Source organism: Serratia sp. 506_PEND (genome assembly GCF_001076875.1).
GTDB lineage: Bacteria > Pseudomonadota > Gammaproteobacteria > Enterobacterales > Enterobacteriaceae > Serratia > Serratia marcescens.
The window spans coordinates 18,424-43,343 of record NZ_JVEL01000468.1 but is presented as its reverse complement, the minus strand read 5'-3'; the positions used below and the strand labels follow the sequence as shown (position 1 = coordinate 43,343).

The following is a 24,920-nucleotide window of genomic DNA, read 5'->3' as shown; positions in this document are numbered from 1 at the left end:
TTCAAACGGTGCGTAAGTCGGATCGGTGCCAATCTTCAGCGTGGAAGGAATGGCGGCAAAGGCGCTGCTGGCGGCGCTCAAAGCCAGAACTAACGGCAAAATCAAAACCCGCTTTTTCATAAATTACCCTCAAATTGATTTTTTGATGCCACTACGGGCATTACTTTTCCCCACCAAATCAATTTGCAGTAATCGTGCCACATTAGGTGCTACGGGCGGAGGGAACGGCTCCGGCCTTCACAATACTGTTTCCTGGGACGATAACCGCAAAATTAAATCGGCCGCTCGGGGCCGCGCCACTGGCAGCCGCGATAAGGCGGCGCCATGAAACAGTGAACGTGATGAAGTGGGATCATTATGGTGCATGCGCCGCCCTAATTCAGTGCGGTGTTGCACAAATGTGCCAATTTGGGGATGAAAATGTTAATCAGCACCCTGCCAGCGGGTGAACAGATCGGCCGGCAGTTCGATATCAAACTGATCGATCACCCGATTGACGGTCTGATCGATGATGTCTTCCACGCTTTTCGGCTGGTGATAAAACGCCGGCACCGGCGGCATGATCGCCGCGCCCATCTCCGCCGCCTGCGTCATCAACCGCAGGTGTCCCAGATGCAGCGGCGTTTCCCGCACGCACAGCACCAAACGGCGGCGCTCTTTGAGCACCACGTCGGCGGCGCGGGTCAGCAGCCCGTCGCTGTAGCTGTTGACGATGCCGGACAGGGTTTTGATCGAGCATGGCAGGATCGCCATGCCCAGGGTTTTGAAGGAACCGGAAGAGATGGCGGCGGCGATATCGCGCGCATCGTGCACCACGTCGGCCAACGCCTGCACTTCACGCAGGCTGTACGGCGTTTCCAGCGCCAGCGTCTGCCGTGCAGCGTTGCTCATCACCAGATGGGTTTCCACCTCTGCGACGTCGCGCAAAACCTGTAACAGGCGCACGCCGTAGATCGCGCCGCTGGCGCCGGAAATGCCGATGATGAGTCGTTTCATGGAAAATGGCCTCTGCCGTAAAAAGTAAGATCAGGCAGACTTTGCCGCAATGGCGAGGGATAAGCAAGTTCACAGGAGCAAGGCGCACCGCCGCAGACGCGGCGATGCCCCCCGAGTAATCAACGCGGCCGGTTAGCCTTCGTTGTGCAGTTCCAGATTTTCCGCTTCGGTTTGCCCTCGCAGCGCCTTGGCGTCGTCGCTGCGCAGCGACTCCAGATATTCCAGATAGCTTTGATCGACGTCTTTGGTCACGTAGATGCCGTTGAACACCGAGCATTCGAACTGGGTGATGTCCGGGTTCTCTTCGCGCACCGCTTCGATCAGATCGTCCAGGTCCTGGAAGATCAGCCCGTCGGCGCCGATAATCTGGCGGATTTCATCCACTTCACGCCCGTGGGCGATCAGTTCGTTGGCGCTCGGCATGTCGATGCCGTAGACATTCGGGAAACGCACTTCCGGCGCGGCGGAAGCCAGGTACACACGCTTGGCGCCCGCTTCGCGCGCCATCTCGACGATCTGTTCCGACGTGGTGCCGCGCACGATGGAGTCATCCACCAGCAGCACGTTCTTGTCGCGGAACTCGGCGCGGTTGGCGTTCAGCTTGCGGCGCACCGACTGACGACGCGCCTGCTGGCCCGGCATGATAAAGGTGCGGCCGACGTAGCGGTTCTTCACAAAGCCCTGGCGGTAGGGTTTCTCAAGAATGCGCGCGATCTCCAGCGCGATGTCGCAGGAGGTTTCCGGGATTGGGATCACCACGTCGATGTCCAGATCTTCCCATTCGCGGGCAATCTTCTCACCCAGCTTCTGGCCCATGCGCACGCGGGCGCTGTAGACCGAGATCTTGTCCATAAAGGAGTCCGGGCGCGCGAAATAGACGTATTCGAACAGGCACGGGTTGGTTTTCGGGTTCTCTGCGCACTGGCGGGTGAACAGCTGGCCCTTGGTGGTGATGTACACCGCTTCGCCCGGCGCCACGTCGCGCAGGAACTCAAAGCCCAGGGTATCCAGCGCCACGCTCTCGGAAGCCACCATGTACTCGCTGCGGCCATCCTCCAGCGTGCGCTTGCCGATCACCAGCGGACGAATACCGTTCGGATCGCGGAACGCCAGCAGGCCATGGCCGATGATCATCGCCACGCAGGCGTAAGCGCCGCGCAGTTGCTGATGCATGGCGGCGACCGCGGTAAAAATGTTGTCGGCCTCCAGCGGATAATGCGGGAAGCGATCCAGCTCGCTGGCCAGCACGTTCAGCAGGATTTCCGAGTCGGAGGTGGTGTTGACATGGCGGCGGCCGCTTTCGAACAGCTTTTGGCGCAGCTCATGGGCGTTGGTCAGATTGCCGTTGTGGGCCAGCGTAATGCCGAACGGCGAGTTGACGTAGAAAGGCTGGGCCTCAGAGGCGCTCGAGCTGCCGGCCGTCGGGTAACGCACATGGCCAATGCCCATGTTGCCCTGCAAGCGTTGCATATGGCGCGCCTCAAACACATCTTTCACCAGGCCGTTGGCTTTACGCAAACGGAACCCGTTGTGGGCGTCAATGGTGACGATGCCTGCGGCATCCTGGCCACGGTGCTGAAGCACCGTCAGCGCATCATAAATCGACTGGTTTACCGGCATGAAACCGGCGATACCGACAATACCGCACATGTTGTCTTTTCCTCATCAGCGCTACCGCCCCGGCAATTGGGTCGGCAAGAAACTCGACGTGCTCTGCAGGTAGTCAAAGAACCACCTGATGACGTAACTGAACTGGGGAATGAGCTGTGACTGTTTCCAGTCGGCACTCTGTGAAAAGCCGGTAAAGGTATCCAGGAAGAACAGGATCGCCGCGACGATCAATACTCCGCGCAGCGCGCCGAAGCAGATGCCCAACACCCGGTCGGTGCCCGACAACCCGGTTTTCTCTACCAGTGAGCTAATCACATAGTTAACAATAGCCCCTACGATCAAGGTCGCGATGAACAAAATCGCGATCGCGATGCCGTTTCGCACCAGTTCATCTTCAAAACGAGTGAAATAAACCGCAAGGTAAGAGTAGAAATGGCTGGCAACAAAAAACGCACATCCCCATGTCACAAGTGACAATGCTTCGCGAACAAACCCTCGGATCAGGCTCACCAGAGCCGAAAATCCAATCACCGCTATAATGACGTAATCAATCCAGACCATGAACTATTCCAATGATGAATCGCCCCTGCATCCAATTCGCGGCGAATTCTAACAGAAAAAGAAAACGTTTGCGTAGGGGATTTCCTACCACGTTACAAATAAAAAGCGGCGATCAAAAAATTCCCAATCGCCGCGCCTACATAGGTGATTTCGCCTGTAAAAGGCGCGGTTTTTCTCGCTTTATCTCCACCACTCCTTAATTCAGGGGCGCATCGTGCTGCGCCCCTGCGGGGTTTAACGGCCGTACGGCTTCACCTGCCCGCTCAGCCCGCTGATCGAGTTCAGCGACGGCAGCGCCGCCTGCAGCTTCTGCTTGGAAGCGTCCGGGCCGACATAGATGCGGGTGATCTGCCCCTGCACCGGCGTTGACGGCACGGTAAAGGCGCGATAGCCCGAGAGGCGCAGCGAGGCGACAATCTCGTTCGCCTTGGCGGCATTTTTCAACGCCCCGAGCTGCACGACGTAGGCTTGCCCGGCCGGCGCTTTTTCTTCCGCCGGTTTCGGCTGCGGCGTCGGTTCAGGTTTCGGCGTCGGCTCCGGCTTCGGTACCGGCTTCACTTCCACCGGTTTCGGTTGCGGAGCCGGTTTCGGTTTCACTTCCACCGGTTTGGTTTCTACCGGTTTCGGCTTGGGCTGCGGCACCGGCTGAGGACGCGTCTCGACCGGTGGCGGCGCCACCTGCGCTGGCTGCTGAGCACCTTGCCGCACCGCCTGTTGCGCCGCCGCTTCGTTGGCCGCCTGCTGTTCGACCAGCGCGCCCGCCCCTTCCGGCGGCTGCGCCGGCAACGGTTGCGTCACCGGTGGCAGCACGTCGTTCTCTTCGACGTCGCCCGCCTTCGGCACCAACGGAATGGCCGCGAATTCATCCTCGTAATGCTTCTTTTTGCCGTCCAGCAACCCTGGCAGGATGATCACCCCCAGCGCCACCAGAATCACGGTTCCGACCAGTCGGTTCTGAAATTTACTCGCCACTCACACTCCCCGCATCTCGTCTAACGCCGCCATCACCTGCGCCACGGTGTGGAACGATCCACAGACGATCACAATATCCTGTTTATCAGCATCCTGCATAGCCTGCCGCCAGGCAGTTTCGACATCATTAAAGCGGCGCGGTTCCGTCAGATGCTGCGCCAGCTGTTCGACGCTGGCGCCGCGCGGCCCGTCGAGCGGCGCGCAGTACCATTCATCCACCTGCTCGCTGAGGCAGGCCAGCGTGCCGGCGATATCCTTGTCCGACAGCATGCCCACCACCGCGCGCACCTTGCCGCCGTTGCGCGGCAGTTTGGCCAGACGCCCGGCCAGATAGCCGGCGGCGTGCGGGTTGTGCGCCACATCGAGGATCAGCGTCGGCTCCCGCCGCACGATCTGGAAACGCCCCGGCAGTGTCGCCTGCTGCAGTCCGGTGAAAATCGCGCGTTCGTCGATTTCCAGTGGGCTGCAGTTGAGCGCCGCCAGCGCGGTAGCGGCGTTGGCCAGCGGTACGTTCGGCGTCGGCAGATCGGTCAGCAGCGTGTCGCCGCCCTGCCACTGCCAGCGATCGCCCTGCTCGCTGAAGCGCCAGGCTTCACCACGGCGAGACAGCGGTGCGCCCAGCGTTTCGGCAACCTGACGAATGCTGTCCGGCATATCGGGTTCACCGACCACCGCCGGTTTGCCGCTGCGGAAAATGCCGGCCTTTTCACGGCCGATGCTTTCGCGATCGTTGCCCAGCCAGTCGGTGTGATCGAGCGCAATGCTGGTGATCACCGCCACGCTCGGATCGACGATGTTAGTGGCGTCGAGACGCCCGCCCAGCCCCACTTCCAGGATCACCACGTCGAGTCGCGCCTGTTTGAACAGCTGCAGCGCCGACAGGGTGCCGAATTCGAAATAGGTCAGCGACGTTTCGCCGCGGCCGGCTTCAATGGCGGCGAACGAGCGGCTGTGCTCCGCTTCGCTCAGCTCTTCGCCCTGAATGCGCACGCGTTCGGTATAGCGCACCAGATGCGGTGAACTGTAGACGCCGACGCGCAGGCCGGCGGCCAGCAGAATAGCTTCAAGGGTGCGACAGGTGGTGCCTTTGCCGTTGGTGCCGGCAACGGTGAACACCGTGGGTGCGGGGGTCAGTAAATCCAGATGCGCCGCGACGCGCTGTACGCGCTCAAGGCCGAGTTCGATCGCCTGGCTGTGCAGACGTTCCAGATAGTAAAGCCACGAGCTCAATGGCGACGTGGCTTGGGGAATTTGGTGGTTTTGCATGAGTCCCATCACTGAACTTGGGTTCATTAATCCATCAGGGCACCACCCTCACCGCGGTAAAGGCGATGCGCTTCGTGACTGCAGCCACCCTGCAAACCGCAGCGGAAAGGCTACGGCCGGCAGGGAGCGGGCATCAGCCGTCACTTAGCCACAAAGTGGCGGCTGAACCCGGGCGGGATCTGTCTTTGCCTCAGGCGTCGGCCTGCGGCTCCGGCTCAATGACCGGCGCGGCCTCATCGAAATGCGGCTGCGGCTGGTTGGTCAGCTTGGACAGAATGCTCGCCAACGTTTGGCGCATTTCCGGACGGCGAACGATCATGTCGATCGCGCCTTTTTCGATCAGGAACTCGCTGCGCTGGAAGCCCGGCGGCAGTTTCTCGCGCACGGTTTGCTCGATGACGCGCGGGCCGGCAAAACCGATCAGCGCTTTCGGCTCGGCGATATTGATGTCGCCCAGCATCGCCAGGCTGGCGGAGACACCGCCCATGGTCGGGTCGGTCAGCACGGAGATATACGGCAAGCCGCGCTCCTGCATTTTGGCCAACGCCGCGCTGGTTTTCGCCATCTGCATCAGTGACATCAGCGCTTCCTGCATGCGCGCGCCGCCGCTGGCGGAGAAGCACACCAGCGGACAGTTGTCCTCCAGCGCCTGCTCAACCGCACGCACGAAACGCGCGCCGACCACGGAAGACATCGAGCCGCCGATGAAGGCGAATTCGAAGGACGCGGCGACGATCGGCATGCCGTACAGCGTGCCCTTCATCACCACCAGCGCGTCTTTCTCGCCGGTCGCTTTCTGTGCGGCGACCAGACGATCTTTATAGCGCTTGGAATCCTTGAATTTCAGAACGTCCTTCGGCTCCAGATCGCTGCCCAGCTCCACTTCGCTGCCTTCGTCCAGCAGGGTATGCAGACGCGCGCGCGCGCTCATACGCATGTGATGGTCGCACTTCGGGCACACTTCCAGATTCCGCTCCAGCTCGGCGCGGTAGAGAACCTGGCCGCAGCTGTCGCATTTAGTCCAGACCCCTTCAGGAATGCTCGCCTTACGGGTTTGTGTGATATTGCTCTTGTTAAGAATTCGTTCAATCCAGCTCATCGATGACCTTTCTGTTTGAACCTGGCACACGCCAGTCCGCTGTTCATGCTTTAACAATCCCCCCGAAAACACCCCAATGAAAAAATGCCCGTTCGCGGCGCGGCAAGCGCGGCGACTGAGGCATCGGCTTCAGGGTTGTTCGCAGGAACAGACCATAATGTCGCTCATTAAACCATATCGGCCCGACGCTGTGGACAAAAAACTGGTCGAACCGACAGGTTAAGCGATGTTTTTACTGTTTTTGCTGGCGGGCGGCCGCGCGCTTGTGGCGCCAAATTTCAATCACGCCCGGCAGAATCGAAACGATGATGATCCCGACGATCAACAGCTTCAGGTTCTCCTGCACCACCGGCAGATCGCCGAACAGATAGCCAGCATAAGTGAAGAGCAGCACCCAAACCAGTGCGCCAATCACGTTGTAGGCGGCGAAGTGGCGATAGGACATATGCCCCATGCCGGCGACGAACGGCGCAAAAGTACGCACGATCGGCACGAATCGCGCCAGAATAATCGTTTTCCCACCGTGCTTCTCATAGAACTGATGCGTCTTGTCCAGGTAGCTGCGGCGGAAGATTTTCGAATTCGGGTTGCTGAACAGCTTCTCGCCGAACAACCGCCCGATAGTGTAGTTCACCGCATCGCCGATGATCGCCGCCACGGCCATCAACGCCACCATGGTGTGCACGTTCAGATCGTTGGTCGGCAACGCCGCCAGCGCGCCGGCGACGAACAGCAAAGAATCCCCCGGCAGGAACGGCGTCACCACCAGACCGGTTTCGCAAAACAGGATCAGGAACAGAATAGCGTAGACCCACATGCCGTATTGTGCGACCAGTTCGGCCAAGTGCACATCAATATGCAGAATAAAATCAATAATAAACTTGATGATGTCCATAAATTCTCTCATTGATGCCGGGCGTTTCAATCACCCGGCAGAAGCACAAGGGAGCGACGCTTTCAGGCGTGCCGGCGTTTAATCGTCGGGCAAAAACAGCGGCCCCATCGGCGGCCGCGGTAGACCAAAGTGGTCAGGGTAATCCACGGCAACCAGATACAGTCCCTCGGCTCGCGCCGTCGCCGCCGCCAGATTGCGATCCTTCAGCGCCAGCAACTCGGCCATCCAGTTCTCACCCTGATTGCCGCAGCCGATCTCCATCAGGCTGCCGACGATGTTGCGAACCATATGATGCACAAAGGCATTCGCCTTGATATCTACCACAATATATTCGCCGTAGCGCGTAACCTTAACGTGTTTTACGCAACGCCACGGGGTGCGCGACTGACATTGCACCGCGCGGAACGACGTGAAGTCGTTCTCGCCCAGCAGCGCCTGCGCCGCCCGGTGCATGCGATCGGCGTCCAGCGGGTGATAAAAATGCGTCACCCCCTGCTGCAGCACCGCCGGCCGGTAGCGATGGTTGAAAATGATATAGCGGTAGCGGCGCGCGGTGGCGCTGAAACGCGCGTGAAAATCGTCGGCGACGGGGCTCACCCAACGCACCGCGATGTCCGGCGGCAAATGGGTATTCACCCCCATCGTCCAGGCGGCGTCCTTGCGGCGCGCAGTGGTTTCGAAATGCACCACCTGCCCGGTGGCGTGCACCCCGGCGTCGGTGCGCCCGGCGCACAGCACGGTAATCGGCGCATCCGCCACCTTGCTCAACGCCTGCTCCAGGCGTTCCTGCACGCTGGCCACTTCTTGCTGCCGCTGCCAGCCGTAGTACCGGCTGCCGTCATATTCGATGCCCAGCGCTACCTTCAGCGTCGGCTGAGCGGGCGAGACCACCTCAGACATCAGTACATCTGCTCCTGCACCAGACGCTCGGCGGTTTCGATAGCCATCAACGCGCCGCCGAAGCGCACATTGTCCGCTACCGTCCAGAACTGCAGCAGCTCGGGGATGCCGTAATCGTTACGCAGGCAACCGATGCTGAGCGCATCGCTGCCGGAAGCGTCGGTGACCTGGGTCGGGTAATCGTCCTCTTCGCTCAGCTGAATGTCTTCGACCTCTTCGAGCTCGCTGCGCGCCTCTTCGGCGGACAGCGGGCGCAGCGCTTCCAGATGCACCACCTGCGCGTGGCCGTAAAACACCGGCGACTGAACGCAGCTCACCGAAATCGGCAGCCCTTCATCCTGCAGCACCTTGCGCACCTGATCGACGATCAGGCGCTCTTCGCGCACGCTGCCCTGCTCGTCGGCGACAAGCGGCAGCAGGTTGAACGCCAGCTGTTTACCGAAGACGCCTTCCTCGGCCGGAATGCCGTTCAGCAGGCGCGCGCTCTGGCCGGCCAAGTCGTCCACCGCCACCTTGCCGCGCGACGATACCGACATCAGCGTGGTGACGTGCAGACGCGACAGCCCCGCCTGTTCGGTCAGCGGTTTGATCGCCGTCAGCAGTTGGCTGACCATGCTGTCGGCCACCGCCACGATATTGCGGTTACGGTAATCCGCCAGCACCTGCGGGTTCACGCCCGGCACCACCAGCGGCACATCCGGCTCCATGGCGAACAGGCCGCTGGTGTCAATCACCAGACAGCCCATGTTGCCGGCTTCTTCGGCATAGCGCGCGGAAGCGTCGCTGCCGGCGACGAAGAAGGCCAGCTGCGCCTGCGACCAGTCGAACTCTTCGGCGTTTTGCACCAGAAGAGACTTGCCGTTGAAGCGCACATTGGCGCCCGCGCTGCGTTCGCTTGCCAGAGGATAGAGTTCACCCACCGGGAACTGGCGTTCCTGCAACAATTCCAGCAACGCTTCACCTACCGCGCCAGTGGCGCCGAGCAGCGCGATATTCCAGCCGTCAGACATCGGGTTTTCTCCAGAGTATTTCATTCATAAAAGCACACGGGCAGTGCAATCACCGCCCGATAATCTTTACCGCTCACTGTAGCGGCGTTGGCTTAAGACAACCTTACGCTACGCCACGCTGAAGCCCAGCTTGCCGAGCAGCTCGGCGCTGGCGCTGTCATCGCATTGCACGGCCAGCGAAGACCACTCGCGGCGCTCCTGGTAGTGCTTGCGCAGGCGATCGAATTCGCCCGGTTGCCCGGCGACTTTGCGCAGTGGCGCATCATCGCGGCGCACATCATACACCAAGTGCATCAATCGTTTTAACCGCGCTTCATCCAGCGGCCCGTTGAGGCGGATCAGGCTGAACTCCGGCACCGGCAGCAGCGAGGCCAGCGCCACCTGCTGCGGCTGCCCCAGATGGCGGCTGAACGCTTCGAACACCTGGGTGGTGCCGCGCGCCTTGCCTTCCAGCGTATATCCGGCGATATGCGCGGTGCCGATATCCACCCGCGCCAGCAGCGGCAAGGCGAGATCCGGCTCCGGTTCCCACACGTCCAGCACCGTGCTCAGCTTTTTGCCCTTTTCCAGCGCCTGCAGCAAGGCGGCGTTATCCACCACCGGCCCGCGACAGGCGTTGATCAGAATGCGGTTGTCCGGCAGCGCCGCCAACAGCTCGGCGTCCGCCAGATGCAGCGAATGGTATGGGCCGGATTTATTCAGCGGCGTATGGAAGGTCAGCACGTCGGCCTCGGCCACCAGCTTCTCCAACGGCCAAAACTCCCCGGCGTCGCCGCGATCGACACGCGGCGGATCGCACAGCAGCGTGCGCACGCCCAGCGCTTTGAGGCGCGCGTCCAGGCGGGAACCGACGTTGCCCACGCCGACGATGCCGACGGTTTTATCCCGCAGTTGGAAGCCGTCGCGTTCGGCCAGCAGCATCAAGGCGGAGAACACATACTCGACCACCGCGATGGCGTTGCAGCCCGGCGCGGCGGAAAACCCGATGCCCTGCCGTTGCAGCCAGGCGTCATCAACGTGATCGGTGCCGGCGGTGGCGGTGCCGACAAAGCCAATGCGGCTGCCGGCCAACAAGGCCTCATTGACCTTGGTGACCGAACGCACCATCAGCGCATCGGCATCCGCCAGCGCCTCGCGCGGGATCGGACGCCCCGGCACCGCCTGCACGTCGCCCAGGCGGCTGAACAGCTCGGCCGCGTACGGCATATTTTCATCAACCAGAATTTTCACTGCGTTCTCCGACGGTTTACGGCTATTTGTCTGCGAAATAGTGTGCCACTGAATCAGGCACGGCGAAAGCGTTCAGGGGTGGTGCCGGCGATCTGCTGGAACATGACGATAAAGGCCGACGCGGAGCTGTAGCCGACGTCCAACGCCACGTCCTGCACGGTTTTGCCCTGCTCGAGCAACGACACGGCATGCAGAAAACGCAGGCGCTGGCGCCACTCGCTGAACGACATGCCCAGATCCTGCTGGCAGCGGCGCGACAGCGTGCGCTCGGTGGTGTAGACCCGCCCCGCCCACGTCGCCAGCGAGGTGTTGTCCGCCGGACAATGCTCCAGCGCTTCCAGCACCGGCGCCAAAAATTTGTCGTCCGACGACGGCAGATAGGTTTGCTGACGCGGCGACAGGCGCAGCTGATCGATCAGCACCTGGCACAGGCGCAAATCCTCCTCCGCCTGCGGAATGTACTGCTTGCGCGCATAGAAATCCTCGGCGATGGCGCGGAAGATGGGCGTGACGCTCACCAGACAGGGGTCGGCCGGCATACCGGCGCACAGCGCCGGCGTGATGTCCACCATGCGGCACTGCGCCAGTCGCTGGTTGTAGCAGGAGTGTTCGATGCCCGCCGGCGCCCACAACACGAACTCCGGCGGCGCCAGAAAGCGCTGCCCGCCGATGCGCAGCACCATCACCCCGGCCTTGACCCACATCAACTGGCCCCAGGTGTGGCTGTGCGGCTGGAATTCGGTGCGCGCGTTAAACTCTTCGCAGCGGAACTGCACCGGGTTGGGCGCCGGGATCAGCGACTCGGGGAAATGGCGGATTTCTGGCATGGTTTCGTCCCGTGATTTGTCTTGTTTACGCCGATTTTTGTCTGGATATCGCTATATATGATAAACCGGACACGCGTAGACTAGCCAGCATGTTGGACGTTATTGAGAATAATTATCATGAATATGCTCTTCCCGCTGTTGGCCGTGCTGATTTGGTCGATTAACGCCGTCGTCAGCAAACTCTCCGCCACCGCCATCGATCCGGCGGCCATTTCGCTCTACCGCTGGCTGCTGGCGCTGGTTGCCCTGACGCCGTTCGTGCTGCCGGGCGTGCTGCGCAATTGGGCGCAGGTGCGCGCCAACTGGTGGAAGTTGATGATCCTCGGCCTGCTGGGCATGGTGCTGTATCAAAGCCTGGCCTATTACGCGGCGCACAGCGTCAGCGCGCTGTTTATGGGCATCATCGTGTCGCTGATCCCGCTGCTGACCATCCTGATCAGCATCGTCCTGCTGCGCATTGCGCCGACCGTCGGCGTGCTGCTCGGCAGTATTCTCTCCTTCGGCGGTTTGATCTGGCTGGTCAGCGGCGGCCAGCCCGGCGTACTGCTGCAGCACGGTATCGGCAAGGGGGAATTGATGATGCTGCTCGCCACCGCCTCTTACGCGCTGTATGGCGTGTTGACCAAACGCTGGGCCATCGCGCTGCCGAACTGGCAATCGCTGTACGTGCAGATCCTGTTCGGCGTGCTGCTGCTGCTGCCTAATTTCCTGATGGCGCAGGATGTCGGCTTGAACGGCCATAACCTGCCGCTGGTGCTGTTCGCCGGCATTCCGGCTTCGATCATCGCCCCGTTCCTGTGGATCCAGGGCGTGATGCGCCTGGGCGCCAACACCGCCTCGATCTTCATGAACCTGGCTCCGGTGTTTACCGCCGCTATCGCCGTGCTGTTCCTGCATGAGCAGTTGCACGGTTACCACCTGATCGGCGGCGGCATTACCCTGCTGGGCGTTATCCTGTCGCAGCGGCTGCGCACGCCGCTGACGCGTAAAGCCAAAGCCCCGGCGGCTGACGTCGAGTCCTGCAAAGAACAGGCTTAAGGCAGCAACGTGAAACGCACCCGCACCAACAGGCCGCCCAGCGCGGCGGAGCTCAACAGCTCCGGGCGGGTGCCGTGATACGCGGTGATATCCTTCACCAGCGCCAGCCCCAGGCCGGCGCCCGGCTGATCGCCCACGTTGTCCAGCCGGTGAAACGGCTGCAGCGCCAGCGCCTTGTCCTGTAAGGCGATGCCGGGGCCGCTGTCTTCAATCTCCAGCACGCCTTCCCCCGTCTCCTTTTCCTGCGTGAGGCGAGCGGTGACCACGCCCTGACGCGGCGTGTATTTCAACGCATTGTCCAACAGGTTGGCGCACAGTTCGGCCAACAGCAGCGGTTCCCCCGCCACCTGACACGCCGCTTCACCTTCGAAACCGAGATCGATCTGTTTGCTGCGCGCCTGCGGCAAGCGGGAAAAACAGGCGTCGCGCAGCACCTGCGCCAGGTTGACCGGCTGCAGCTTGCGCTCGGCCTGGTGCTCGCTGGCCTTCAGGCGTGAGAGATACAGCAGGCGGTCGGTCAGTGCCACGGTATTGTCCAGCGTCGCGCTCATCGCCTGCAGGCTTTCGCGCCACTGCTGCGGCCGATCGCTGGCCAGCGCCACCCCGACCTGCGTCTTCAACACCGCCAGCGGCGTGCGCAGCTGGTGGGAAGCGTCGGCGCTGAAGCGTTCCTGACGCGCCACCATCAGCCGCAGCCGTTCGATATAGCGATTGAACGCCACCAGCAGCGGCTGCATCTCCGACCACGGCAATACCCGCGGCAAGGGCGTCAGCTCGCCCGGATCGCGCCGCAGCATGATGCCGGAGAGTTTACGCATGGGCTTCAACACCCGCTTGAGCAGCGCGAACGCCAGGATCAGGGTCAACACCACCACCGTGCCCTGGCTCAGCAGCGCCGCGATCATCATCTGCCGCGCCAGGTAACGGCGCGATTCCAGGGTTTCCGCCACCAAAATGGTCGCCATGCCGCTCACCCCCGACTCGTTGACCGGTTGAAACAGCGCCGCCACGCGGATCGGCCGGCCGAGGTATTCCGCATCATAAAAATGCACCAGCGCCGGGTAGAGCGTGGAGCGCGGGATATGGGGCGGCAGCGACGGCAAATCGTCATAGCCCGAGATGCTTTTTCCCTGCGGCGAAATCACCTCGTAATACAGCTGATCGTTCATGTTGCGCTCGAAGCTGTCGAGCACTACATAGGGCACATCGACCGCCAGCTTGCCTTCGCGCACCACCAGTCGCTCCGCCACGGTGCGCGCCGACGCCAGCAGCGTGCGATCGTAAGCCAATGTGGCGGCGCTCATGGCGCTGAAATAGTGGGTGTAGATAGAGATACCGCCCAACGCCAGCAGCGGCAGGCCAAAAAACAGCAGCAGTTGATAGAACAGCGAACGCGGCGCATTAAACCACCGCATTGCAGAGCTCCAGGCTGTAGCCCAGACCGCGCAGCGTGACGATCGCCACGTCGCTGCCCTGCAGCTTTTTCCGCAGGCGGTGTACGTAAAGCTCGATGCTCTCGGGATTGGCCTCGTCGGACAGCGTAAACACCTGCTCGAACAGCTGTTGTTTGGCCACCGGGCGGCCGCGCCGATGCATCAGCGCGGTCAACACCGCCAATTCGCGCGGCGTCAGCGCCAGCGGCTTGCTCTCCAGCAGAAAATAGCCTTCGTCATGGTAGGTCAACGCGCCGTACTGCAACGCCGGCTGCGGGGCGCCGACGCTGCGGCGCAGCAGCGCCCGAATACGCGCTTCCAGCTCGTCCAGTTCGAACGGCTTGGTGAGGTAATCGTCCGCCCCCAGATTCAGGCCCTTTACCCGATCGGCCACGTCGGTGCGCGCCGTCAGCAGCAACACCGGCAGATCCTGCCCGCGCTTGCGCAGGCGCGCCAGCAAATCCAGGCCGTTCAAACGCGGCAGCGCCACATCCAACACCGCCAGCGCATAACGCTCGTTGAGCAACAGATGATCGGCCGCCACGCCATCCGGGGCGACGTCGACGGCAAACCCGGCGCCGGTCAGCGCCTTTTGCAACCAGTGAGACAGCTCGGGGTGATCTTCAACCAATAACAGTCGCATGTTCCCATTCCATTGATTTATCTGAACAACCTGGCTCCGACACGGCGTCCGTTAACAGGCTGATAACAGAGAATGGCATGGAAAATAAGGGGATAAAAGAGCGCCGCGCCGCCAGTTTTGGGAGCTGGCACACAATTATGCGTATGGAGCGCGATCGCAGGGCGGCGTCAGATCAGCGGAATGGGGCTATCGGCCACGGCAATGTCCAGCACCGAGCGCAGCTTGTCGGCGGTAAACGGTGCAGAAACCAGCACGGAGCGATTGTTGACGGCAAATACCAGATCGATGCCGGTCACGCAGGCGGTCATCTGGCAGGCATATCTTTCACCGGCGGCGTTGACGAAATGCAGCTCAAACACGCCAACCTCGGCGCGCAGTCGCTTCAAACGGCACTGCCCGGTTCCACCGACCATCTCCGCGTAGACCTCAGGCAACCGTTTAATCGCGCATACTTTGGCGCTGTCCCTGCCGCTAAACAATTTCCCTAACGAAAACATATCACTGCGTCTCTATTCATTTCACTGATCATGATTTTATCGCGAAAGCAAAACGGCAAACCTGATATTACGCAGGATTTTGGCCGGTTTTGCGCCCTGTTCCTGCCAGCATTTCTATGGTAGCGCACCCGTGATTCGCTAGCGACAAGAGACCCTAATCACAGACTGGAAACTTTTCCGGCCACTGAAAGGTAAATGAAAGGTTGTTGTTTTAACAATCCTGCAACCGCGCTCAGCGGGATTCACAACCAGAACAATACCGAGGGCAAGCCACAATGAAAAAAATAATGACCCGTACCTTGACCGCCGCCGCACTGTTGCTGGCGGCCTCTCAGGCCTTTGCCGTGGAAGCGCCCAAACGCACCGAATGCATTGCGCCGGCCAAGCCCGGCGGCGGCTTCGATCTGACCTGCAAGCTGATTCAGGTGTCGTTGCAGGACACCAAGGCCATCGATAAACCGATGCGCGTCACCTATATGCCCGGCGGCGTCGGCGCGGTGGCCTACAACGCCATCGTCGCGCAGCGCCCGGCGGAGTTCGGCACCGTGGTGGCCTTCTCCGGCGGTTCGCTGCTCAATCTGGCTCAGGGCAAGTTCGGCCGCTATAACGTGGACGACGTGAAATGGCTGGCGGCGGTCGGAACCGACTACGGCATGATCGCGGTGCGCGCCGACTCGCCTTACAAAACCCTGAAAGACCTGATGGACGCCTTCCAAAAAGATCCCAACAGCGTGGTGTTCGGCGCCGGCGCCTCCATCGGCAGCCAGGACTGGATGAAAACCGCGCTGCTGGCGCGCGAAGTCGGCGTGGATCCGCGCAAGATGCGCTACGTGGCGTTCGAAGGCGGCGGCGAGCCGGTCACCGCGCTGTTGGGCAACCATATTCAGGCGGTTTCCGGTGACCTGAGCGAGATGGTGCCTTACCTGCAGGGCGACAAAATCCGCGTGCTGGCGGTGTATGCCGAGCAACGTTTGCCGGGCCAGTTGGCCGACATTCCGACCGCCAAAGAACAGGGGTACAGCCTGGTGTGGCCGATCATTCGCGGCTTCTACGTCGGGCCGAAAGTCAGCGATGAAGAGTATCAGTGGTGGATCGACACCTTCCAGAAAATGATGGCAACAGACGAATTCAAGCAGCAGCGCGATCTGCGCGGCCTGTTCGAATTCAATATGACCGGCAAAGAGCTGGACGCCTACGTGAAGAATCAGGTTGCCCAATACCGTGAGCAGGCGAAAGTGTTCGGCCTGGCCAAATAACCGCAGGGGAAAACCATGAGCGATCGTATTTTTGCCGGCTTTTGGCTGCTGCTGTGTATCGGCGGGCTGTTCATCGGCTGGGGCATCCAGAGCGAATACAGCTATGAACCGCTGGGGCCGCGCCCGTTCCCGCTGGCGATCCTCAGCCTGATGGCGCTGTGCGCGGCCCTGTTGCTGCTGCGCCGCCCACAGGCGGTGGAATGGCCGCACCACAAGGTGCTGCAGCGGCTGCTGGTGCTGGTGATCACCCTGGTGCTGTATGCCTGGGGCTTTGAATGGCTGGGCTTTCCGCTGGCGACCGCACTGCTGACGTTCAGCATCGGCCTGTTGTTTCAGGCCAGCCTGCCGGCGGCGGCCATCTCCGGCGTCATCATGGGCGCAGCGCTGTACTACGCCTTTGACCAACTTCTCGATGTCACACTGCCGCTCGGCATCTGGCTGAGCTAACGGGAGCGATGATGGATACCTGGATGTATTTGACCCAAGGGTTTGAAGTGGCGCTGGTGCCGCAGAACCTGATTATCGCCCTGATCGGCTGCTTCGTCGGCACCATCGTCGGCCTGTTGCCGGGGCTGGGGCCGATCAACGGCGTGGCGATCCTGCTGCCGCTGGCGTTCGCCCTCAAACTGCCGGCCGAATCGGCGCTGATCCTGCTGGCGACGGTGTATATCGGCTGCGAATACGGCGGGCGCATCTCGTCGATTCTGCTCAACGTGCCGGGCGACGCGGCGGCGATCATGACCGCGCTGGACGGCTACCCGATGGCGCAGCAGGGGCGCGCCGGCGTGGCGCTGTCCATCTCGGCGGTCAGCTCGTTCGTCGGCTCGATGATCGCCATCGGCGGCATCATTCTGTTCGCGCCGCTGCTGGCCCGCTGGTCGCTGGCCTTCGGCCCGGCCGAGTATTTCGCCCTGATGGTGTTCGCCATCGCCTGCCTCGGCAGCATGATGAGCCAGAACCCGCTAAAATCGCTGCTGGCGGCGCTGATCGGCCTGGGGCTGGCGACGGTGGGCGTCGACGCCAACACCGGCGTTTACCGCTTTACCTTCGACAGCGTGCATCTCTCCGACGGCGTGCAGTTTATCGTGGTGGTGATCGGCCTGTTCTCGGTCAGCGAAATCCTGCTGATGCTGGAAAGCACCAGCGCCGGGCAAAAGCTGGTGCGTAAAACCGGCCGGTTGCTGTTCAACCGCAAAGAGGCGGCGCAGTGCGCAGGCCCAACCCTGCGCTCGTCGGTGATCGGCTTCTTCGTCGGCATTCTGCCGGGCGCCGGCGCCACTATCGCCAGCGCGTTGACCTACATGACCGAGAAGAAAATCAGCGGCAACAGCGACACCTTCGGCAAGGGCGACATTCGCGGCGTGGCGGCGCCGGAGGCGGCCAACAACGCCTCGGCCTGCGGTTCGTTCATTCCGATGCTGACGCTGGGGGTGCCGGGCTCCGGCACCACGGCGGTGATGATGGGCGCGCTGACGCTGTACAACATCACCCCCGGCCCGGCGATGTTCACCGAACAGCCGGATATCGTCTGGGGGCTGATCGCCGCGCTGCTGATCGCTAACGTCATCTTGCTGATCATGAACCTGCCGCTGGTCGGCCTGTTCACCCGCATGCTGACCATCCCGCTGTGGTTCCTGGTGCCGGCGATCGCCGCGGTGTCGGCGGTGGGGGTTTATGCGGTGCACAGCACCACCTTCGACCTGCTGTTGATGGTCGGGTTGGGCGTGTTCGGCTATATTCTGCGGAAAATGCATTTCCCGATGTCGCCGCTGATTCTGGGCTTTGTGCTGGGTGAGATGCTGGAACAAAACCTGCGCCGCGCGCTGTCGATCAGCAACGGCGAGTTCGGCATTCTGTGGAGCAGCAGCATCGCGCAAACGCTGCTGGTGCTGGCGGTTGCGGTACTGGCGCTGCCGCCGCTGCTGCGCCTGATGCGCAAACGCCGCCAACCGGCGGCCGAGGCCAAGGCCGAATAACGCGAAACGGGCGGGGCTCCCCCGCCCGTGGTGTTTAACGGCGCAAGGCCGCAATTCCCTTTTCCAGCGCCCCGATATCGTCATCGGCAAGCAGAGGCTGGATCACCGCAAAGTCCGCCTCGGACAAGTCATAGAGGCGCAACGCAAGCAACCGCGCGATGATTTCCGGCGTGAATCGCCAACGGATAAACGTCGCCGGGTTACCGCCGACGATGGCATAAGGTTCAACATCGCCGGCCACCACGCTGCCGGCGGCGACGATCGCCCCTTCGCCTATCGATACCCCCGGCATCAACATCGCCCGCATGCCAATCCAGCAACCGTCACCCAGCCGGGTATCGCCTTTGGGGCGGTACGCCTGCTTGATGGTTGCCATAAACGGGTACAGGCTCAGCCAGTCGATGCGATGGGTGTGATTACCGCCCATCAGGATCACCGCTTCGGCCGCGATGCACACGTAATCGCCGATCAGCAAACGGTCTATTTCGCCCAGCGGTTGCCATTGCCGGCTGACCGCGTCGCCGTGCAGATAGCGCACCACCGAGCGTTCGAAGCCGTTGTCCCAGCAGTCGCTGTAGTAGCTGTGGGTGCCTTTGACGATTATATTCGGGTTGGTCACCGTCTGATGCAGCAGCTCGGTTTTGGACCAGTGTTTTTCGGACATGGCGTATTCTCTTGTTACGGGAATAAAAGCCACGGAACGGAGTGTCTGTGGCCGTGTTGTCGTTCACTCAACACGGCCATTCAAGCGATAAGCGCTCGTTTCAATCTTGGGTTATTCATCATTACCGCCTCTCTTGCGAGGCGTAATGCTAACCGATCACGCCTCGGCGGTCTTGCTTTTCAACAGCAGCACCCCGCCCATCACCAACGCGCTGCCCAGCAGCTGCAGCTGATTCATGTTCTCCCCCAGCAGGAAATAGGCGATCACCGCGGTAAACACCAGCTCCAGCGACAGGATCAGGTTGGCTACCGCCAGCGGCAGCGTTTTCAGGCTGATGTTATACAACCCGAAACCCAGCAGCGTCGGCCCGGCGGCCAACGCCAGCAGCAACAGCCAGCCGCTCCACTGAATGCCCTGCGCGCTGTGCGACAGGAACCACAGATCGCCGGCCATGCCGTGGAACGCCGCCAACGGGAACGCCGTCAGCGCCGCATTGAACGCCAGCTGATACAGCGCCGAAAACCCGAACACGTACAGGATGGTGTTCCACACCGGATAGCCGCGTTCGCTGGCCACCCGCCCGCCGAGGGTATACAGGGTATAACCGATGCCCGACAGCATCCCCACCAGCAGCCCCAGCAGATCGAAGTGGCTGTTCCCCATGCTGTCGCCGTTGCTGACCAGGAAGCAGCCGCCCAGGCTGATGGCGATCACCAGCAATTGGCGCAGCGTCAGGCGTTCGCTGTACATCACCCAGCCGAGGAATACGGTAAAGCCCACCGAACAGTAGGTCAGAATGGTCGCCACCGACGCGCCGTTCAGCGCCACCGACAGCGTCCACAGGCTGTTGAACAGCGCCAGCAGCAGCCCGTAAAGCGCGTAGAACACCACCTGCTCACGGCGCAGACGCGCCCACTGCGGTTTCACCAGCAACAGCAGCGGCAACAGCACCAACGCCACCAGCGCCGCGCGCCAGAACGCCAGCACGAAGGTCGGCAGGTGGTAATACTCGGTCAGCGCGCGGATGATGATGGCGGTAAAGGCCAGCAGCATGGCGCTGATCATGGCGATGACGTACCCCTGGCTGCTGCCCTGAAAGAGGCGCGCGCCGGGCAGCGCCGGCCGGGCGGAAACGCCTGACGGTAATGACATGAGATCCTCGGAGAAATGGCGACATAAATACTCAGGCACAGAGTGTAACGCGGCCATTTTTTCTCACTATAGCCACTTTGCGGCGTTGTCATGCAGGCCACTTTTCTGCGCTTGAAGCCCTGCTGACATGGGGTATAGTGAAAATATCTCTCCCTAACCGGGCCAATTTCGCATGCACATCCCGTTAGATCGCGAGCAGGACGTTCCGCTCTATTTACAGATCGAAGAAGCGCTGCGGCGCGCCATCCTCACCGGCGTGTTCGTCGATGGCGACAAGCTGCCCTCGACGCGCACGCTGGCGACCGAGCTGGCGGTCAGCCGTTTAACGGTGGATAACGCCTACGCCGAGCTGGCGGCCAAGGGCTTTTTGCATCAGCGGCGCGGCAGCGGCGCCTATGTCGCGCACCCGCAGGCGCAAACGCGCCCGGCCCGCCCGACCAGCGACGCCCCTTTCCCGCTGGAGAGCTTCACCACCCTCACCTCGCGTCTGGACGGCTACGCCGACGCCCCGCTGCCGGAGGGGCTGATCAACTTCGCCGCCGGCGTCGGCAGCCCCAAAATATTTCCGCTGGAGGCGTTTCGCAAAGTGCTGCTGTCGGTGCTCAGCCGCCACGCGGAAGAGGCCTTCAGCTACGGCGAATACTGCGGCTACTATCCGCTGCGCGATACGCTGAGCCGCATCCTCAGCGCCCAGGGCATCCCCACGCAGGCGGAACAGGTGCTGATCACCAACGGTTCGCAGCATGCCATCAGTCTGGTGGTGCAAAGCCTGCTGGCGCCGGGNGATCGTCGAAGAGCCGACCTATGCCGAAGCGCTGGGCCTGCTGCGCCAGCACCGCATCAATATCGTCACCGTGCCCGGCGACCGCCACGGCATGCGGGTGGATTTGCTGCCGGAGTTGTTGGAACGCCACCGCCCCAAACTGATCTACACCATCCCCAACTTCCACAACCCGACCGGCCGTTGCCTGAGCGAGACGCGCCGGCGACGTCTGCTGGCGATCGCCCAACAGGCCGGCGTGGTGATCCTGGAAGACGACTTCGTCGGCGATCTGCGTTATCAAGGCAAACAACTGCCGTCGCTGCGCGCGCTGGCGCAGCCGGGCGCGGTGATCTACGTCAGCACCTTCTCCAAAATGCTGCTGCCCAGCATGCGCATCGGCTATCTGGTGGCGGACAGCGAACACTATCAGCGTTTCGCCAGGCTGAAGCACGTCGACAGCTTCACCAGTTCCAGCCTGATCCAGCGGGCGCTGGACGCGTTCGTCACCGTCGGCCGTTACGACAAGCAGCTGCGGCGCGCCGGGCGCGTCTATCGCCTGCATCTGGAAGTGATGATCGACGCGTTGCAACGGCGGCTGCCGCCGGGGTGCCGTTTCGAAACGCCGCAAGGCGGCTTGTTTATCTGGCTGACGCTGCCCGCGACGGTGACCACCGCCGAACTGATGCCAGCGGCCTGGCGGCACGGCGTCACCTTTGCCCGCGGTGAATGCTTCTATGCGCAGGAACAGCAGGGCGCACACGGCCTGCGGCTAAACTTTGCCGCCAACTCGCCGCCGCAAATTGAAGAAGGTATCGCCCGGCTGTGCCGGGCGATTGAGGAAGTGATAGCGGAGAAAAGCGCCGGTTAGACGGCGGCCCACCACAGCCGCAGCTTCATCCCCCAGTAGCTGGTCCAGCCGGTGGTGCTCTGCACCACCTTGCCCTGCGAGATCACCACGAAGGTCGGCGTCACGCCAATCCGCCACTGCGCCGACAGCGCGCCGGCCGGATCGTTGACCACCGGCAGCGCCAGCCGTTTACGCGCCAGCCACTGTTTCACCTGGGTATCGTCGCCCGAGCGCAGCGCGACGGTCAGCACGTTGCCGCCCTCCGCCTGCAAGCGGGCAACGTCCGGCGTGGTGAAACGGCAAACGCCGCACCAGCTGGCCCAAAAGTAAACCAGCAGCGGCCGCTCATCGCTAAGCTGCGCCAACGACACGCGCTCGCCGTCCAGCGAGGTCAGCGTCTGGGCATCGAAGGCCGGCGGCGCCTGCGGCGCGTTCAGCCAATCCATCACCGTGACCACCGCCAATGCGATCAGCGCCAGCAGCAGCAACTCGCGCCCCCAGCGCTTGAGCTTAGCCATTGTTGGCCTTCGCCAGTTGCTGCTTCACCATCGTTTCCAGCTCTTCATAGGACACCGCCCCCGGCAGCATCCGATCGCCGATCAACGTCGCCGGCGTTCCTTGTACGCCCAGTTGCTCCGCCAACGCCATATTGCTGCGCAGCGTGGTCATGCTCTGTTCGCTCGGCGCCACCGCCTTGACGCCGGTTTTCTCCTGCGCGGCGGCGATGCTGGCATTGTCGTGGAAGCCCTTTTTCGCCATCAGCCGCTGATGCAAGGCCCAGAATTGATCAGGGTGCTGCTGCCAGGCAGTGAGCGCCACGCGCGCCGAGCTGACCGAACTTTCGCCCTTGAACGGCAGCAGCTTCACCACCAGCGCCACATCCGGGTATTGCTTAACTATCTTCTCCAGCATCGGATCAAAACGCTTGCAGTACGGACAGTTATAGTCGGTAAAGGTCACCAGCGTCAGTTTGGCGTTGGCGGCGCCCAGCCGCGGGCTGGCCGGATCCTGATACAGCGTTTTGGCGTTCTGCTTGATAGCCTGGCTGATTTGCTGGCTGGCGGTTTGCTGCTGCCAGGCGTCCACCGCCTGCGCCAGAATGTCCGGGTTGGACACCAGCGTTTCGCGGATCATCTCTTTGATACGCGCCTCTTGCGCCGGGGTGAAAGGCTCGGCGGCCCACACTGGGGCGGCGATGATCATCAGTAAAATCAGTAGTTTTTTCATTGTTCGGTTCCTTTGGCATGGGAAAGCGTTTGCAGCACGGCGTCACGGGTCAACAGCGGGGATAACACCTCGCCGTCCGGGCTACCGGGGCCATAGATTTGGTTGAAAGGCACGGCGACGCTGCCGCGCCTTTGCAGGAAGGCGCTGATGTCGGCCGACGGGCGGCTCCAGTCGCCGCGCAGCGCGACCACATCATCGGCGCTCAATGCCCGCTGTATGTCATCGCGCAGCAGCACATTGAATTTGTTGGCTTTGCAGGTCACGCACCAGTCGGCGGTCACGTCGACGAACACCCGCTTATGCTGCGCCAGCGCCTCGGCGATCGCCTGTTCGCTCAGCGGTTGCCACTGCACCCGATCCTGCAAGGGTTGACGCCACAGACCGGCGGTCAGCGAGCCGGCCAGCAAGGCCGCGCCCGCCAGCACCAACGTGCCCGCCGCCAGCTTGGCCGCCAACCGTGCCCCCTGCTGGCGCCACACCGCCAGCAGTAATGCCAGCAGCGCCAGCGCCCCCAGCCACAGCGTGGCCTGCGCGCCGATATGATTGCTCAGCAGGCTCAGCAACCACAGCGACGACGCCAGCATCAGCAATCCCATCGCCAGCTTGACGGTATTCATCCAGCGGCCGGGGCGCGGCAATCGCAGTGCCAGCGACGGCCAGGCGGCTATCAGCAGCCACGGCAGACTCATGCCGATGCCGAGCGCGATGAACATGCCCCACAGCACCGGCAGCGACGCCGCCAGCGCGAAGGCCACCGCCGTGCCGAGAAACGGCGCCGAGCACGGCGTCGCCAGCAGCGTAGCGAACGCGCCCTGCCAGAAATGGCCGCTCAGACCGCGCCCGTTATGGGTCGCCAGCGAGGTATTCAAATCGGATGAGAGGCGCAGATGGAACAGGCCAAACAGGTTGGCGCTGAACAGCAGCGTCACCAGCACCATAAAGCCGATAAACCACGGATTCTGAAACTGAATGCCCCAGCCAAGCGCATGGTTGCCGAGCCGCAGCAGCGTCATCAGCAGGGCCAACGCCATAAACGAGGCGACAATACCCAGCGACGATGCCAGGAACTGCAGCCGTACGCTGCGCCGATCGCGCCGCCCCACCTGCAGGATGGAACCGAGCTTGATGCCCAACACCGGCAGGACGCACGGCATCAGATTGAGGATCAACCCGCCCGCCAGCGCCATCAATACCGCCTGCCATAACGGGAACGCCGCACCGGCGGGCGCGGCCAGCGGCTCGCCAATCGGCAGCGTAATCTGCTGCGCCATGCCGCCGTCGTCGATCACCAACGTCAGCGTTTTGCCGCGCAGATCCGGCGCCGCATCGCCCCAGCCATCGCTGACCGGCACTCGCGCCAACAGCTGAGCGCCGTCGGTCTCGACCTGCGGCTTGCCGAGATCGGCATCCGCCAGGGTATCGAAGAACAGCGCAGGCTGTTGCCAGCCGGCGGCGCGTTCGGCGGAAATCTGCAGCTCGCCGCTGCGATACCCGGCCTTGACGCTTTCCGCCAACCCGGCGGCGATCGGCACCTGCCCCATTGCCTGCGCGAAGTCATGGTTAAACTGCGGATCGTTCGGCGTGGTCAGATCCAGACTGAACGGGTAGTCGGTCAGAATGCAGACGTTGCTGCAGGTGGACAGCGTCAGCGTACCCGCCAGCGGGCCGGACACCTGGCCTAGCATCACGATCGGCAACGTGACCCGATCGTGATAGCCCTGGGTGGAAATGCCGGCCACCTCGAAACGCTGCGGCGTCGGCCAGTGCCAGGTCGCCGGCGGCGGGTTACCCTGCCAGACGATAGCCGGCGCGATGCCGCCTTCGCCTGGAGAGCGCCAGTAGGTTTTCCAGCCTTTTTGCAGCTCGACCGACAGCAGCAGACGGGTCTCTCCCGGCTGTGACGTGTCGGCGCGCAGCCGCACCTTGGCATGATCGTTGGCCGGGTTTTGCAGCCAGCCGCTGTCCGCCGCCTGCAAGGCAGGCAGCCACAGCATAAACAGGCAAGCGCAGGCCAGCCTGATAATTTTCAACATGTTAATTCTCCATAAATGATTAAT

At 62.1% G+C, this 24,920-nt stretch carries 23 protein-coding genes and 2 pseudogenes; 5 read left to right on the top strand and 20 right to left on the bottom strand.

Annotated elements, in window-relative coordinates; translation table 11 throughout:
* From ADK28_RS30345 to ADK28_RS19030, 12 genes and pseudogenes are all read right to left on the bottom strand, one after another.
* Positions 1-120, bottom strand: a pseudogene (locus tag ADK28_RS30345) (histidine ABC transporter substrate-binding protein HisJ); the annotation flags it as partial.
* Positions 121-423: 303 nt separating this feature from the next.
* Complete coding sequence (locus ADK28_RS19080) at positions 424-996, bottom strand: UbiX family flavin prenyltransferase (RefSeq protein ID WP_016926883.1); 573 nt, start codon at positions 994-996, stop codon at positions 424-426.
* Positions 997-1,128: 132 nt separating this feature from the next.
* Entirely contained in the window at positions 1,129-2,646 is a 1,518-nt protein-coding gene (purF, locus tag ADK28_RS19075; protein WP_004936117.1) for an amidophosphoribosyltransferase, read from the bottom strand.
* A 21-nt stretch (positions 2,647-2,667) separates the two neighbouring features.
* Positions 2,668-3,168: a colicin V production protein gene (cvpA, locus tag ADK28_RS19070; RefSeq protein WP_004936119.1), complete on the bottom strand. Its 501-nt coding sequence runs from the start codon at positions 3,166-3,168 to the stop codon at positions 2,668-2,670.
* 234 nt (positions 3,169-3,402) lie between these two features.
* A complete protein-coding gene (dedD, locus tag ADK28_RS19065; protein ID WP_015378591.1) occupies positions 3,403-4,140 on the bottom strand; it encodes a cell division protein DedD in 738 nt (245 codons plus the stop codon).
* Positions 4,141-5,406 carry a bifunctional tetrahydrofolate synthase/dihydrofolate synthase gene (gene folC / locus ADK28_RS19060; RefSeq protein WP_033639771.1) on the bottom strand — a complete coding sequence of 422 codons (1,266 nt, stop codon included), beginning with the start codon at positions 5,404-5,406 and terminating at the stop codon, positions 4,141-4,143. It abuts the gene before it with no gap.
* Positions 5,407-5,596: 190 nt separating this feature from the next.
* Positions 5,597-6,505, bottom strand: a complete 909-nt coding sequence (accD, locus tag ADK28_RS19055; RefSeq protein ID WP_028127750.1) for an acetyl-CoA carboxylase, carboxyltransferase subunit beta — start codon at positions 6,503-6,505, stop codon at positions 5,597-5,599.
* Positions 6,506-6,737: 232 nt separating this feature from the next.
* Positions 6,738-7,400 (bottom strand): DedA family protein, encoded by a 663-nt coding sequence (locus ADK28_RS19050; RefSeq protein ID WP_004936130.1) that lies wholly within the window; start codon positions 7,398-7,400, stop codon positions 6,738-6,740.
* Positions 7,401-7,478: 78 nt separating this feature from the next.
* Entirely contained in the window at positions 7,479-8,300 is an 822-nt protein-coding gene (gene truA / locus ADK28_RS19045) for a tRNA pseudouridine(38-40) synthase TruA (protein WP_004936132.1), read from the bottom strand.
* Positions 8,300-9,310, bottom strand: a complete 1,011-nt coding sequence (locus ADK28_RS19040) for an aspartate-semialdehyde dehydrogenase (RefSeq protein WP_004936134.1) — start codon at positions 9,308-9,310, stop codon at positions 8,300-8,302. Before ADK28_RS19040 ends, truA begins: the two co-directional genes overlap by 1 nt.
* 108 nt (positions 9,311-9,418) lie before the next feature.
* A complete protein-coding gene (gene pdxB / locus ADK28_RS19035; RefSeq protein ID WP_048796391.1) occupies positions 9,419-10,540 on the bottom strand; it encodes a 4-phosphoerythronate dehydrogenase PdxB in 1,122 nt (373 codons plus the stop codon).
* 53 nt (positions 10,541-10,593) lie between these two features.
* Complete coding sequence (locus ADK28_RS19030; RefSeq protein WP_048796390.1) at positions 10,594-11,367, bottom strand: AraC family transcriptional regulator; 774 nt, start codon at positions 11,365-11,367, stop codon at positions 10,594-10,596.
* Positions 11,368-11,484: 117 nt separating this feature from the next.
* Between ADK28_RS19030 and ADK28_RS19025 the strand changes: the two genes are divergently transcribed.
* Positions 11,485-12,405, top strand: a complete 921-nt coding sequence (locus tag ADK28_RS19025; RefSeq protein ID WP_048796389.1) for a DMT family transporter — start codon at positions 11,485-11,487, stop codon at positions 12,403-12,405.
* Here the strand turns inward: ADK28_RS19025 and ADK28_RS19020 are convergent.
* The 3 genes from ADK28_RS19020 to ADK28_RS19010 form a co-directional block, all read right to left on the bottom strand.
* Positions 12,402-13,820: a sensor histidine kinase gene (locus tag ADK28_RS19020; protein WP_033639768.1), complete on the bottom strand. Its 1,419-nt coding sequence runs from the start codon at positions 13,818-13,820 to the stop codon at positions 12,402-12,404. The two genes, ADK28_RS19025 and ADK28_RS19020, sit on opposite strands and share 4 nt — an antisense overlap.
* Positions 13,807-14,481 (bottom strand): transcriptional regulator TctD, encoded by a 675-nt coding sequence (gene tctD, locus ADK28_RS19015; RefSeq protein WP_016926876.1) that lies wholly within the window; start codon positions 14,479-14,481, stop codon positions 13,807-13,809. Before tctD ends, ADK28_RS19020 begins: the two co-directional genes overlap by 14 nt.
* Before the next feature lie 167 nt (positions 14,482-14,648).
* The gene (locus ADK28_RS19010; RefSeq protein WP_228009735.1) at positions 14,649-14,867 is read right to left on the bottom strand and encodes a hypothetical protein; all 219 of its coding nucleotides are present in this window, start codon (positions 14,865-14,867) and stop codon (positions 14,649-14,651) included.
* A 386-nt stretch (positions 14,868-15,253) separates the two neighbouring features.
* On the opposite strand from ADK28_RS19010, the gene ADK28_RS19005 reads away from it, so the two are divergent.
* From ADK28_RS19005 to ADK28_RS18995, 3 genes are read left to right on the top strand one after another with little or no spacing between them, the layout of a single operon-like run.
* Positions 15,254-16,234 carry a Bug family tripartite tricarboxylate transporter substrate binding protein gene (locus ADK28_RS19005; protein WP_033639767.1) on the top strand — a complete coding sequence of 327 codons (981 nt, stop codon included), beginning with the start codon at positions 15,254-15,256 and terminating at the stop codon, positions 16,232-16,234.
* Between the two features lie 15 nt (positions 16,235-16,249).
* Entirely contained in the window at positions 16,250-16,681 is a 432-nt protein-coding gene (locus ADK28_RS19000) for a tripartite tricarboxylate transporter TctB family protein (protein WP_048796388.1), read from the top strand.
* Positions 16,682-16,692: 11 nt separating this feature from the next.
* Entirely contained in the window at positions 16,693-18,210 is a 1,518-nt protein-coding gene (locus ADK28_RS18995; protein WP_016926872.1) for a tripartite tricarboxylate transporter permease, read from the top strand.
* Positions 18,211-18,244: 34 nt separating this feature from the next.
* On the opposite strand, the gene ADK28_RS18990 is transcribed toward ADK28_RS18995, so the two are convergent.
* Positions 18,245-18,874: a CatB-related O-acetyltransferase gene (locus ADK28_RS18990; RefSeq protein ID WP_016926871.1), complete on the bottom strand. Its 630-nt coding sequence runs from the start codon at positions 18,872-18,874 to the stop codon at positions 18,245-18,247.
* A gap of 156 nt (positions 18,875-19,030) precedes the next feature.
* Positions 19,031-20,026, bottom strand: coding sequence for a DMT family transporter (locus ADK28_RS18985; protein WP_048796387.1), 996 nt, complete (start codon positions 20,024-20,026; stop codon positions 19,031-19,033).
* A gap of 172 nt (positions 20,027-20,198) precedes the next feature.
* Here ADK28_RS18985 and ADK28_RS18980 point away from each other — a divergent pair.
* Positions 20,199-21,657, top strand: a pseudogene (locus tag ADK28_RS18980) (PLP-dependent aminotransferase family protein).
* Here the strand turns inward: ADK28_RS18980 and ADK28_RS18975 are convergent.
* The 3 genes from ADK28_RS18975 to ADK28_RS18965 are packed head-to-tail and all read right to left on the bottom strand — an operon-like array spanning position 21,654 to position 24,896.
* Positions 21,654-22,154 carry a protein disulfide oxidoreductase gene (locus tag ADK28_RS18975; RefSeq protein ID WP_048796386.1) on the bottom strand — a complete coding sequence of 167 codons (501 nt, stop codon included), beginning with the start codon at positions 22,152-22,154 and terminating at the stop codon, positions 21,654-21,656. The pseudogene ADK28_RS18980 and the gene ADK28_RS18975 overlap by 4 nt on opposite strands.
* Positions 22,147-22,863 (bottom strand): DsbA family protein, encoded by a 717-nt coding sequence (locus ADK28_RS18970; RefSeq protein ID WP_048796385.1) that lies wholly within the window; start codon positions 22,861-22,863, stop codon positions 22,147-22,149. The genes ADK28_RS18975 and ADK28_RS18970 overlap by 8 nt, the downstream gene beginning before the upstream one ends.
* Positions 22,860-24,896 (bottom strand): protein-disulfide reductase DsbD family protein, encoded by a 2,037-nt coding sequence (locus tag ADK28_RS18965; RefSeq protein WP_048796384.1) that lies wholly within the window; start codon positions 24,894-24,896, stop codon positions 22,860-22,862. The genes ADK28_RS18970 and ADK28_RS18965 overlap by 4 nt, the downstream gene beginning before the upstream one ends.
* Positions 24,897-24,920 lie beyond the last annotated feature (24 nt).

Bases quoted from the DNA above. Each gene is read 5' to 3' on its own strand.
- ADK28_RS19080 (WP_016926883.1), bottom strand. From the start codon at position 996: ATGAAACGACTCATCATCGGCATTTCCGGCGCCAGCGGCGCGATCTAC.
- purF (WP_004936117.1), bottom strand. From the start codon at position 2,646: ATGTGCGGTATTGTCGGTATCGCCGGTTTCATGCCGGTAAACCAGTCG.
- cvpA (WP_004936119.1), bottom strand. From the start codon at position 3,168: ATGGTCTGGATTGATTACGTCATTATAGCGGTGATTGGATTTTCGGCT.
- folC (WP_033639771.1), bottom strand. From the start codon at position 5,406: ATGCAAAACCACCAAATTCCCCAAGCCACGTCGCCATTGAGCTCGTGG.
- accD (WP_028127750.1), bottom strand. From the start codon at position 6,505: ATGAGCTGGATTGAACGAATTCTTAACAAGAGCAATATCACACAAACC.
- ADK28_RS19050 (WP_004936130.1), bottom strand. From the start codon at position 7,400: ATGGACATCATCAAGTTTATTATTGATTTTATTCTGCATATTGATGTG.
- truA (WP_004936132.1), bottom strand. From the start codon at position 8,300: ATGTCTGAGGTGGTCTCGCCCGCTCAGCCGACGCTGAAGGTAGCGCTG.
- ADK28_RS19040 (WP_004936134.1), bottom strand. From the start codon at position 9,310: ATGTCTGACGGCTGGAATATCGCGCTGCTCGGCGCCACTGGCGCGGTA.
- ADK28_RS19030 (WP_048796390.1), bottom strand. From the start codon at position 11,367: ATGCCAGAAATCCGCCATTTCCCCGAGTCGCTGATCCCGGCGCCCAAC.
- ADK28_RS19025 (WP_048796389.1), top strand. From the start codon at position 11,485: ATGAATATGCTCTTCCCGCTGTTGGCCGTGCTGATTTGGTCGATTAAC.
- ADK28_RS19020 (WP_033639768.1), bottom strand. From the start codon at position 13,820: ATGCGGTGGTTTAATGCGCCGCGTTCGCTGTTCTATCAACTGCTGCTG.
- tctD (WP_016926876.1), bottom strand. From the start codon at position 14,481: ATGCGACTGTTATTGGTTGAAGATCACCCCGAGCTGTCTCACTGGTTG.
- ADK28_RS19005 (WP_033639767.1), top strand. From the start codon at position 15,254: ATGAAAAAAATAATGACCCGTACCTTGACCGCCGCCGCACTGTTGCTG.
- ADK28_RS19000 (WP_048796388.1), top strand. From the start codon at position 16,250: ATGAGCGATCGTATTTTTGCCGGCTTTTGGCTGCTGCTGTGTATCGGC.
- ADK28_RS18995 (WP_016926872.1), top strand. From the start codon at position 16,693: ATGGATACCTGGATGTATTTGACCCAAGGGTTTGAAGTGGCGCTGGTG.
- ADK28_RS18990 (WP_016926871.1), bottom strand. From the start codon at position 18,874: ATGTCCGAAAAACACTGGTCCAAAACCGAGCTGCTGCATCAGACGGTG.
- ADK28_RS18985 (WP_048796387.1), bottom strand. From the start codon at position 20,026: ATGTCATTACCGTCAGGCGTTTCCGCCCGGCCGGCGCTGCCCGGCGCG.
- ADK28_RS18975 (WP_048796386.1), bottom strand. From the start codon at position 22,154: ATGGCTAAGCTCAAGCGCTGGGGGCGCGAGTTGCTGCTGCTGGCGCTG.
- ADK28_RS18970 (WP_048796385.1), bottom strand. From the start codon at position 22,863: ATGAAAAAACTACTGATTTTACTGATGATCATCGCCGCCCCAGTGTGG.
- ADK28_RS18965 (WP_048796384.1), bottom strand. From the start codon at position 24,896: ATGTTGAAAATTATCAGGCTGGCCTGCGCTTGCCTGTTTATGCTGTGG.